Consider the following 9515-nt stretch of genomic DNA (forward strand, 5'->3'; position numbering starts at 1 on the left):
CGCGCGCAGCGTCGCCGGCGGCAACGCCCACAGCCTCGCCCGGCTCGCCGACGGCACGGTCTGGGCCTGGGGCCGCGGCTCCGAGGGCCAGCTCGGGGACAACACCAGTACCCAGCGCCTCACCCCGGTCAAGGTCGACGGCATCGCCACCGCCCGGGAGATCAGCGCAGGCGTCTACCACAGCGTCGCCCGGCTCGCGGACGGCACCGTCAAGACCTGGGGCTACAACGCCCAGGGCCAGCAAGGCGACGGCACCACCACCAACCGCCCCGCCCCCATCACTCTCGACGGCGCGACCAACATCCGCGCCATCTCGGCCGGCGGCTACCACACCCTGGTGCTCGACCGGGACGGCAAGGTCAGCGCCGTGGGCTACAACAACAACGGCCAGATCGGCAACGGCTCCACCACCAACCAGACCACCCTCACCACACCGGTCAACAGCCTGAGCAGCATCTCGCTGATCGCGGCCGGCGGGGAATTCAGCCTCGCCGGATAGCGGCACTGCGGCCTGAGGGGCGTCGCCCCCCACCCACTCGGGTACGGGGCGACGCCCTTTTGCGTTGCCCAGCTCCGTGGACCGGTCCATGGAAGCACTGAGAACCGGGGCCCGACCTGCGGGTTCACGACTCTTCCGGTCCGAATCCTGGTCCACGCCTGGTCCACAAACACTGGTCAACAACGTGACAGAGACGAATCAGGATGAGCCAGGGCACATGCAGAAGGGGTGCCCCGGATTCGGGACACCCCTTCTGACCTGCACATACTCTGACCTGCTGCGGTGGGTGTGGGATTTGAACCCACGGTGACATCGCTGCCACGACGGTTTTCAAGAGGGCTGTGACTGGAGCAGGGAAACTTCCTCTGACCTGGCCTTTCCCGTCCCTGGGGCCTCCTCGGGCCGGGCCGTGGTCCACACCTGGTCCACGGCCCGAAGCTGCTGGTGTAGGCCACCTCAGCCCTTGAGCGTTCCAGGATGCCCGGACACGTGATGCGAACGTCCGCCCCGGGACGATCAGCCTGTCCGGACGCCCCCTTCCCCGAGCTTGCAACAACCGAAATGATCGGTGCTGATCGACTCGGCCGGCGCTACGGAGCACACAGCACATGAGTGAGCGAACCATTCATCTCGATCCTGACCCACGTAACTGGCGCTCCCGGAAGATCGAAGTCCGTCCCCACCGCTGGTATGCCACAGTCGCACTCGATCGGGATGGTCACGTCGCTGCCGTAACTCGGCGCGGAGACGACCCGGAACTCCCATCTGCCTACACAGCAGCTCTCAACAAAGCACGTGCCGCTTCATGCGACCGTATCTGGTACGACGGCTACTCAGGCAGCTTCGTTGGTGGCAACGGCCCTAGCTACATCACCATGCCCGTCCCTTTCTCACAGGTCACGCTCACGGTCGATGCTCTGCGCGCGGCCGAACTGGACCATGACTACAGCGGGCTCCACACGCTCGCCGACCGGCTGGCGCTGCCCATCGATGACTGGCTCGCGCCCGGTGATCGGGAGCTGATCCGCGGCATCGACTTCGACCCACCACCCCATGTATTCCTGAGCTTTCTGCGAGCAAAAGCCGGGAGGCTCGGGCTCCGCCTCAATGGTCGAGCAACCGCTGGGAGTGTGTGGGTTCGCCCCACTCTCCCGGCAGCCCAGAAACAGCTTCGCGAGAGATTCCCCGAGCAGTACCCCGGGTGGGTGGACCGCTGGACCGGGTATGTCGAGCCGGATGGAACATTTGCCCGACCTTGGGTGGGGGGAAGGGAAGAGGACCTCAGCTATGGCGCGACACCCGTCCAGTTCCGCTCTCTGAGCACAGCCAGCGGCGGCGAATGTCCCTGTGGCATGACTCTGCGAGAGCCAGGAGACGGCGGCGATGAGCACACCGCCCATCACACGATGTGGGCGTTCGGCGCTCGGGTGCCAAAGAATCTGGATTGGTGGGGCGACCTTGCTGTCGTGACGACACAGTCTCCTATCACGTGGCGGAGACTGGCCCATCAAGTGGCGGGAATGCCGCAGAGAGAGAACCATTACGACTTCCGCTCCTGGTCCCACCTCGGTGAACCTGAGGGGACGCCGGACAACATGCGGGCGTACCTCTTGAAAGCGAACGGGTATGTCATCGGGTATCTAGCTGCCCACGACACGAACGAGCACCGTCACTGGGACCTGAAGGATGGGTCAGAGTACGACGGAGAGGACGACGCCATGCGCCCCCGCATCATTTTGATCTGGGTGGCGGATGCCTACCGGTGTAAAGGCGTCGGCGCTCTGCTCGTGCAGGCCCTGGCCGACGACTTCGGATGCAAGATCGCCGATGTGTCTTGGTCAAGTCCGGTAAGTCAACTGGGTCGGCGCCTCGCCCGCCGGGTCTCGCCCAACGGCATCTGGGTCAGCTGACCCCACTGGCCTCCATACCGTAGACCGGTGGCGAGCATTGCCCCTTGACCGTCGACCCTGGCCAAGGGGCACTGCGTAATCAGCTCAGGGCCTTCTCGATGGCCTCGAAGATGTCCGCGTCGGTCTCCTGCTGCCACTCCGGAAGCTCCGGCCAGTCGGCCACGTACCCCGGCTTCGGGTCCTCGAAGTGCTTGAACATCTGGGCGGTCCAGCAGGTGGCGACGAAGCGGCTCTTCTGCTCGCGGGACAGCCGGGTCGCATGCCCGCCGCTGATTTCGATGAAGTGGCGGACCTGCTCGTACACGGAGCCGGCGGCCTGGCGCTCCCACTCCGGGGTGCCCTCCCAAGGGGTGACGTATCCGGCCTTCGGTTCGCCGGGGAAGTGCTGGTGCACCCCCGCGATCCACGCCTCCCGGAACAGTCGTGCGCCTTCGGTCTGCGACATGCCAAGCCCTCTCGTCACGGCGTCCTCAGCGCGGCGATCTCCGCCCCCAGCTCCGCCACGCGGTGGTCGCGGCTCAGGGGCCCGAACTCGTCGCACAGGTCGTGGAGTCTACGGGCGACGTACCCGGACGATGACGCTCGGGCGAGCTGGACGGCCTCCCGCCCGTACGTGCTGACCTGCTCGGGGTCGTTCCGCTTCGCGCCGATGGAGGCAAGATCAGTCAGCACCGTGCCCCGTCGCCGGTACGACTGCCCGGAGGCAAGCTCGCTCTGCTCCAGCGCCCGGCGCAGGGTCTTCTCGGCGAGATCCAGCCGGCCGAGCCGGACGTACCGCGCTCCGCGCTCCTCCGCGAGTCGGGTGCCGTCGAAGCGGAGCCATCCGCCGTTGGTGCTCTCCGCGGGCAGTTCCTTGACCTGCTCGGCTCGTTCCATGGCACGCTCGCACGCGGAGAGATCGCCGAGGCCCGCGTACGCCTCGGCCTGGACCGACGCGACCCAGTGGCGGGTGGCCAGAGCGCCATCCCCCCGGGAGGCCAGCCGCTCGGCGGCCCCGAGCATCTGCACGGCCTGGTGGTACCGGCGGCCGGACATATCCACGTAGGCGTGCCGGACGAGGGCACACGCCCATAGGTCGTACGCGCCGGCGTCCTTGCTGACAGAGGCCGCGAGCGCGTAGGAGGCGGCGGCATCCGTGTACCGGTTCGCGTCGAAGGCCACCTCGCCCGCGAGCTGGAAGAGGTCGGCAGCCGCGTTCAGCAAGGGCTGGGAAGCACCTCGCCCCGCGCTCAGGGCTTCGCTGGGGGTCGTCAGCTGATCTCTGACGACGGGATAGACAGACCCCTTGGAACGGGCGAGTTGGTAGACCTGCCAGAGATGGCTGTTCATCCTGGCGAAGTCGGCGGGTGTCCCCCGGCGGACTCCGTCCGTGAGGGCGGCGGCCTCGTCGGCGGGCAAGGCGGTCAATGCCCCGCTGACGCTCAGAAGGCGGAGGAATTCACGGCGGATCATCTCGTCAGGGTCTCCCGCTCTCGGGGGCGGATGGTCGCTGGAAGGCTGCCCTTCGGCCACTGTTTGGTCCGCTGATCGCGGCTGGTTCAGCAACGCGTCCAGCTCATCGAGACCGACGTCCAGAGCTGCCGCCAAACCCGGCCGCTGGAGCGGCTGCGGTACGCCCCTGCCGCTCTCCCAACGTCCGACCGTTGTACGGTCCACGCCGAGTAACTGGGCTAACTTCTCCTGACTGTAGCCCAGGGTCCTGCGCCGTTCCGCCAGTCCCATGCCGGCTCCCTCCCATGAACTCGTCCCGCGACGATCATGTGCCCGGATGTGCATCAAGGCTGCCGCATCGATGCCGTGGAGTCCTCGTACTCCCCACGCTTTCCTTGGAGTTGTCGCGATCGGGCGTTGTCCGCCCGGATCAGCACCGGAGCACCAGGGGCTCGCCTGCCCCTCCCAGCCGGTGCCATGCCCGACAGCAGAGCACACCCGTACAGGAGCCGTGCCGCGTTCCTTCGTTCCGCTCATCCATGCCGGTACCCACACATGGGCTGCCCGAAGACTGGAGGCCATATGTCCCGCAAGGCCAGGGAGCACCGTGACCCCACGGGCTCGGTTCTCACCGGCTTCTGGGCGCTGGGGCACATCATCACCCTGCTTCTCCTCGGAGCCACCGCACTGCATCAGCACGGTTCCCTCGACCTCGGGTCGCCCCGGACCGAGCTGCCCCAGGCATCGGCACCCGACCTCGATTCCCTCGGCTGATCTGTGCCCTCGCACATTCAAGCCCCTCCGGACGCTCGGCGTCGGGAGGCCCACCTGCGGCAGGAAAGCCCACTCCCTGCCGCTTCCGATCGATGAAGAAAGGAGGTGAACACCATGACGGACACCACTCAGCCCGGCATCGAGTCGGACGAGGAGGTCATGCCCCTGGAAAACGCGGCTCTGCTGACCCAGGGCGGTAACAGCAGCAGCGTGGAGAACAAGCGCTCTCCGTACAACTGCTGATCTTCAGCGGCGGCATCTCGATACGAGGTGTCGCCGCGCCCTTCCGGTCCGAATCCATTGGAGATGATCACATGGGATGGTTCGGTGGGGTACTTGCCTCGCCCGATCCGAGCCCTGTACCGATCGGTGCCCAGATCGTGTGGAACGAGCCTCGTATCTGGTCGGTGGGTGCGACCGTACGGTTGTCCGCGGGAAGAGGCGGTGGACGGCTCGCGGTCTTCGGCCCCTGCGGTGCGGTGGACGCCGAGCTGGAACGCCTGGTGGACCACGCCAGTACCGGCGAACTGGACACGGCAGCGACCGCATGGACGGGTGCCTACGCTCTCGCCCTGGACAACGGGAAGGGCGCTTTCACCCTGTGGGCGGACCCCGCCGGTGCCTGCCCCCTCTATCTCGCACGAACTCATGACGCCCTCCTGTGGTCGTCCAGTTCTCTGGCGCTCGCCTCGCTGCTCGGAAGCGGGCCGGACCGGGGCTGGCTGGCGGTGCATCTGGCGGACCCGACCGCGTGGACCCCCGGGCGCTCGACGTGGACCGGTGTGGAACAAGTGCCGCCGGGGCATCGGTGGACCGTCCCGCCGAACGGGGCATCGGCCTGTGTCCCGTACTGGGAACCCCCGTCGGGAACCCGAGCCACGTCCGTCCAACGGCTACGGGACGACTTGGCGGACAGCGTTCTGATCCGCGTGGCCGGCCGGGCGATCTCCTCGGATCTGTCCGGTGGGCTGGATTCCAGCACGCTCACCGCCCACGCGGCCCGGTGCGGCCCCGTCGTCGGGATCACCCACCACCCGAAGGGAAAGGAACGGGGCGGCGACACCGACCACGCCCGCGAGGTGGCACGGGCCTTCCCCTCCATCCGGCACCGCCTGATGCCACTGGGTCGGGAACACCTCCCCTTCACCGATCTCGACGCGCTGGTCCTCACCGATGAGCCGCCACCGTCCGCCATCACCATCGCCCAGCTCTTCTCCCAGTTCGCGCTGATGGCGTCCGAGGAAGCCGAGGCCCACCTCACGGGTGACGGCGGTGACTCCCTCTTCATGCCGCCGCCGACGCACCTGGCCGACCTCGTCCGCTCGGGGCGCCTGCTCCACGCCACGAGAGACGCCCAGTCGTGGGCGCGTCTCCATCGAGCGAGCCCCTGGCCCGTCCTGGCCACGGCCTGGAAGCACCCTGATCGACTGGGTGGTGTCCCAGGCCCGAAACCCTGGCTGACCAGTGACGCCCTCGACCTGGCGGACGCCGTCGTCTCACCCTGTCCGCACGGCAGGCTCCTGGGGTACGCCGACCGTCATCTCCTCGCCGAGTGCCGCTATGTCGGCCGTACCGCCGCCACGGAGAACCAGCTGGCCGCCGCGTTCGGGATCGAGATGCACAACCCGTTCACCGACGCCCGGATCCTGGACTCCGTCCTCGCCGTCCCCGCCGCCGAACGCTGGTCGGCCCACCGCTACAAACCGCTCCTGGTCGACGCCGTCCGGAATCTGCTGCCCGACTCGGTGGTACGGCGCGCGGCGAAGGGGCGGTTCGCCATGGACCACCACCATGGTCTCCGCGCCAATCTGAGCCGAGTCCTGGACCTGGCGGACGGGCACCTCGCCGGTCTCGGACTGGTCCGGCCGGCTGTCTTGCGGTCCCTGCTCCGCCGGGGCGCGCTCGGGGTCGATATCCCCTGGGGACTGATCGAACCGGTCCTCGGTACGGAGCTGTGGCTTCGCGCCTCCGGGACGGCGAAACAACTCGTGCGCTGGGAGGAACGGCCATGACCGCCCCCGTCCCGAACCGGCACACCCATACGGCCATTATCGAGCGCACCGGGGTGATCATCGACTACCGGACCGGTTCCACCACGGTCCTCACCGGGACCGCGCTGGCCCGCTGGCTCGACGCCCTGGAGCAGAGCGCGGCTCCGGCTCCCGTGACCGTTCAGGCATCCGCGATCTCCTGGGGGACCAGCGAATCGGCCGCTTGTCTCCCGTTCCTTCCCCGTCCCCCATGGCGATGGGCACTGGCCGCGACGGTGCTGCTTCTGTGCACGCTCGGCGTCCGGCAGCTCGGCAGCCGCAGAACACGCTTCGGCCGCCTGGTCCGCCTCGCCGAGGCCGGCCGGAACCTCTCTCCTCCGCCCCGGGAGCAAGCGGCGCTCGCGGTGCGCTCGGTCCGCTGGGTGGCCCGGTTCCTACCCGCTCGGGTCGCCTGTCTGGAGGAATCCACGGCGGCCTCGCTGCTGCTGGCGTGCCGCGGTCGCGGCGGTGCCTGGCGGCACGGCATCGCGACCGACCCGATCAGATTGCACGCCTGGATCTGCGATATTCACGCCCGCCCGGTCGAGGAACCGGACCAGACTGACGACTACACACCTCTCAACACCCCAGCAGCCACAGCGAAGAGGCACCGATGACCACCCCGCAGATCCTGCTCGCCGGCGAACGCGTCGCCCTGGTCCTCCCCGACCGCGACCACCTGCCCGACTACCACCGCTGGGAGAACGACCCCGGCACCATCCTGGGCTTCGGCACCCAGGTCCCCCAGTCCTGGGAAGCCCGCGCCGGAGGCTGGGAGCGCCAGCGGGCCAACCGCGACTACCCCCAGTTCGAGGTGGTCACCACTGACGACCACACCCCGGTCGGCCTCACCACCCTCCAGATCGACGGAGCAGTACGGACGGCGGAGTTCGTGATCCTGATGGCCCCCGAAGCCCGGGGCAGGGGCCTCGCCACCGAGGCCACCGCCCTCACCATCCGCTGGGCCTTCGAGTACGCCGCTCTCCGCATGGTCTGGCTCAAGGTCCTGGAACCGAACACGGCGGGCATCGCGGCCTACCAGAAGGCGGGCTTCCAGCCCGCTGGCCGCCTCCGCCAGTCCGGCTACTGGCGCGGGCAGCCCTGCGACGAACTGCTGATGGACGCAACGGCTGACGACCACCTGGTGGCCTCCGAGTCCGTCTGATCACTCGGCGTCGACTCGCCCACGCGGGGGCTGGTGCGACTTTGGCCGGTGTCCTGCTCGGGAGCAGCGGATGGCCACAGGTTGACCGCATGCGCTGGTCAGGGGCGGGATTCAGGCGGCTCACGGTGAGACAGGCCCATGCGAAAAGGGTGCCCCTCACTGAGAGGCACCCCTTCTGACCTGCACACACTCTCACCTTGCGGTGGGTGTGGGATTTGAACCCACGGTGACATCGCTGCCACGACGGTTTTCAAGACCGTTCCCTTAGGCCGCTCGGGCAACCCACCCGCGCCCCACCGGACCCGGCGTGGAGCGGCCTACAGAGTACCGGCCCCGGGGCAGGGGTCGCAGCAGTGTTCCGTGGGGTGGGTCAGGTGCTGTCGCCGGTGCGTTCGCCCAGGGTGACCGTCACGGTCTTCGCCTTGCCGTCGCGCTCGTAGGTCAGCTCCACCTTGTCGCCCGGCTTGTGGTTCCAGATCTCCCCGATCAGCGTGGGGCCGCTGTCGACCGGCTTGCCGTTGAACTCGGTGATCACGTCGCCCGCCTTCAGGCCCGCCTTCGCGGCCGGGCCGTCGGGGGTCACCGCGGGCGTGCCGCCCGAGCCCTGGGAGGCGATCGTGGCGCCTGCGCCCTGCTCCGTCATGCCGACCGTCGCGCCGATCACCGGGTAGACCGGCTTGCCCGTCTTGATCAGCTGATCCGCGACGTTCTTCGCCTGGTTGATCGGGATCGCGAAGCCGAGGCCGATCGAGCCCGCCTGCGACTGGCCGAAACTGCCTCCCGTGGACTGGATCGCCGAGTTGATGCCGATCACCGCTCCGCGCTCGTCGAGCAGCGGGCCGCCCGAGTTGCCCGGGTTGATCGAGGCGTCCGTCTGGATCGCGCTCATATACGAGCTCTTGTTGGCGTCGCCCGACGCCACCGGACGGTTCTTGGCGCTGATGATGCCCGTGGTGACGGTGTTCGACAGGCCGAAGGGCGCGCCGATCGCGATGGTGGAGTCGCCCACCGCCACCTTCTCCGAATCGCCCAGCGGGAGCGGGGCCAGGCCCGAAGGCGCGTCCTTCAGCTTCAGCACCGCGACGTCATAGCCCTGGGCCCGGCCGACGACCTCGGCGTCGTACTTCTTGCCGTTGGAGAACGTCACCGACACGGTGCCGCCCTCCGCGGCGGAGTCCACCACGTGGTTGTTGGTGAGGATGTGGCCTTGCTGGTCGTAGACGAAGCCCGTGCCCGTGCCGCCCTCGCCCTGGCCCTGGCCCTCGCCGCTTCCGCCGATTCCGGGGTCGGCGCCGCCCGACTTCGCCTCGATGGTGACCACGCTCGGCAGCGCCTTGGCCGCGACCGCCGAGACCGTGCCCGGAGCCCGCTTGAGGTCCTTCGGGGTGTCCGCCGCCGAGACGGTCGTGGAGCCGACACGGTCATTGCGCTCGGCCGCCCAGTAGCCGAGGCCGCCGCCGACACCGCCCGCGACCAGCGCCGCGACCAGCACCGCCGCGATCAGGCCGCCCGATCGCCTGCGCCGGGGCGGCTCGGCCGGGTGGACCGGAGCGCCCCAGGCCGGGGCGCCGTCACCGCCGCCGTAAGGGGGGAGGACGGACGGCGCGGGGGGCGGCCAGCCCGCTCCCTGCTGATGCGCCGCCGCCGGGTCCGGGGCCGGGGCAGCCGCCTGGGCCACGCCGGGCCCCTGCTGCGGGTACGGGCCG

The 9515-nt window shown here is 68.9% G+C and carries 10 protein-coding genes and 1 tRNA gene; 7 read left to right on the forward strand and 4 right to left on the reverse strand.

What is annotated here, in order from left to right; translation table 11 throughout:
• Both FF041_RS13180 and FF041_RS13185 read left to right on the forward strand, forming a co-directional pair.
• Positions 1–499: RCC1 domain-containing protein (locus tag FF041_RS13180; RefSeq protein WP_407698147.1), on the forward strand; the 499-nt coding region annotated here is incomplete at its 5' end.
• 608 nt (positions 500–1107) lie between these two features.
• Entirely contained in the window at positions 1108–2409 is a 1302-nt protein-coding gene (locus tag FF041_RS13185) for a GNAT family N-acetyltransferase (RefSeq protein ID WP_153523012.1), read from the forward strand.
• Between the two features lie 79 nt (positions 2410–2488).
• Here FF041_RS13185 and FF041_RS13190 read toward each other — a convergent pair whose 3' ends face one another.
• Together FF041_RS13190 and FF041_RS13195 are read right to left on the reverse strand one after the other, a co-directional pair.
• Positions 2489–2854: a hypothetical protein gene (locus FF041_RS13190; RefSeq protein ID WP_153523013.1), complete on the reverse strand. Its 366-nt coding sequence runs from the start codon at positions 2852–2854 to the stop codon at positions 2489–2491.
• Positions 2855–2868: 14 nt separating this feature from the next.
• Entirely contained in the window at positions 2869–4131 is a 1263-nt protein-coding gene (locus FF041_RS13195) for a helix-turn-helix domain-containing protein (protein ID WP_153523014.1), read from the reverse strand.
• A 291-nt stretch (positions 4132–4422) separates the two neighbouring features.
• Between FF041_RS13195 and FF041_RS13200 the strand changes: the two genes are divergently transcribed.
• The 5 genes from FF041_RS13200 (at position 4423) to FF041_RS13220 (ending at position 7809) form a co-directional block, all read left to right on the forward strand.
• Positions 4423–4614, forward strand: coding sequence for a hypothetical protein (locus FF041_RS13200; protein WP_153523015.1), 192 nt, complete (start codon positions 4423–4425; stop codon positions 4612–4614).
• Positions 4615–4728: 114 nt separating this feature from the next.
• Positions 4729–4857: an albusnodin family lasso peptide gene (locus tag FF041_RS13205; RefSeq protein WP_153523016.1), complete on the forward strand. Its 129-nt coding sequence runs from the start codon at positions 4729–4731 to the stop codon at positions 4855–4857.
• A 71-nt stretch (positions 4858–4928) separates the two neighbouring features.
• Positions 4929–6626 carry an albusnodin/ikarugamycin family macrolactam cyclase gene (locus tag FF041_RS13210; RefSeq protein ID WP_153523017.1) on the forward strand — a complete coding sequence of 566 codons (1698 nt, stop codon included), beginning with the start codon at positions 4929–4931 and terminating at the stop codon, positions 6624–6626.
• Complete coding sequence (locus tag FF041_RS13215; protein WP_153523018.1) at positions 6623–7261, forward strand: lasso peptide biosynthesis B2 protein; 639 nt, start codon at positions 6623–6625, stop codon at positions 7259–7261. The genes FF041_RS13210 and FF041_RS13215 overlap by 4 nt, the downstream gene beginning before the upstream one ends.
• Positions 7258–7809, forward strand: a complete 552-nt coding sequence (locus tag FF041_RS13220) for a GNAT family N-acetyltransferase (protein ID WP_153523019.1) — start codon at positions 7258–7260, stop codon at positions 7807–7809. Before FF041_RS13215 ends, FF041_RS13220 begins: the two co-directional genes overlap by 4 nt.
• A 200-nt stretch (positions 7810–8009) precedes the next feature.
• On the opposite strand, the gene FF041_RS13225 is transcribed toward FF041_RS13220, so the two are convergent.
• A tRNA-Ser gene (locus FF041_RS13225) sits at positions 8010–8096 on the reverse strand.
• Between the two features lie 83 nt (positions 8097–8179).
• Positions 8180–9487: a S1C family serine protease gene (locus tag FF041_RS13230; protein WP_323391825.1), complete on the reverse strand. Its 1308-nt coding sequence runs from the start codon at positions 9485–9487 to the stop codon at positions 8180–8182.
• Between the last annotated feature and the right edge of the window lie 28 nt (positions 9488–9515).

The organism is Streptomyces jumonjinensis (assembly GCF_009600885.1).
Classification (GTDB): domain Bacteria; phylum Actinomycetota; class Actinomycetes; order Streptomycetales; family Streptomycetaceae; genus Streptomyces; species Streptomyces jumonjinensis.

Bases quoted from the DNA above. Each gene is read 5' to 3' on its own strand.
- FF041_RS13185 (WP_153523012.1), top strand. From the start codon at position 1,108: ATGAGTGAGCGAACCATTCATCTCGATCCTGACCCACGTAACTGGCGC.
- FF041_RS13190 (WP_153523013.1), bottom strand. From the start codon at position 2,854: ATGTCGCAGACCGAAGGCGCACGACTGTTCCGGGAGGCGTGGATCGCG.
- FF041_RS13195 (WP_153523014.1), bottom strand. From the start codon at position 4,131: ATGGGACTGGCGGAACGGCGCAGGACCCTGGGCTACAGTCAGGAGAAG.
- FF041_RS13200 (WP_153523015.1), top strand. From the start codon at position 4,423: ATGTCCCGCAAGGCCAGGGAGCACCGTGACCCCACGGGCTCGGTTCTC.
- FF041_RS13205 (WP_153523016.1), top strand. From the start codon at position 4,729: ATGACGGACACCACTCAGCCCGGCATCGAGTCGGACGAGGAGGTCATG.
- FF041_RS13210 (WP_153523017.1), top strand. From the start codon at position 4,929: ATGGGATGGTTCGGTGGGGTACTTGCCTCGCCCGATCCGAGCCCTGTA.
- FF041_RS13215 (WP_153523018.1), top strand. From the start codon at position 6,623: ATGACCGCCCCCGTCCCGAACCGGCACACCCATACGGCCATTATCGAG.
- FF041_RS13220 (WP_153523019.1), top strand. From the start codon at position 7,258: ATGACCACCCCGCAGATCCTGCTCGCCGGCGAACGCGTCGCCCTGGTC.